The organism is Adlercreutzia sp. DFI.6.23, from assembly GCF_024462535.1.
Taxonomy (GTDB): Bacteria; Actinomycetota; Coriobacteriia; order Coriobacteriales; family Eggerthellaceae; genus Adlercreutzia; species Adlercreutzia rubneri.
Genome location: NZ_JANGBP010000154.1, coordinates 1 through 416, shown reverse-complemented (window position 1 = coordinate 416; position 416 = coordinate 1). Strand labels below are relative to the sequence as shown.

Here is a 416-nt window from a genome sequence, read left to right as displayed (position 1 = left end):
GCACCGTGGCGCCCGAGCACATCATCCCCACCCACGGGGCCGCCGGCGCCAACGCACTCGTGCTCTCGACGCTGGTGAACCCGGGCGATCACGTAGTATCGGCCATGCCCACCTACCAGCAGCTCTACTCCATCCCCGAGATGTGCGGCGCTGCGGTGGACGTGCTGCATCTGGAGAAGGAGAACGGCTACCACGTGGACGTGGTGGCCCTGGACGCCCTGTGCACGCCGGAGACGAAGGTCATCTGCATCAACAATCCCGACAATCCCACGGGCGCCCTGCTCGACGGCGAGACGCTGCGGGCCATCGTGGAGGTGGCGCGCAAGAACGACGCGTGGCTGCACTGCGACGAGGTGTACCGCCACTTGAGCCAGACCGACGAGTACGCCGAGTCGGTCGTCGACCTTTACGACAAG

General features: G+C 66.3%; 1 protein-coding gene. It reads left to right on the top strand.

What is annotated here, in order from left to right:
- Nucleotides 1-416 (top strand): aminotransferase class I/II-fold pyridoxal phosphate-dependent enzyme (locus NE591_RS12775; RefSeq protein ID WP_256156802.1); only part of this gene is annotated, 416 nt, incomplete at both ends.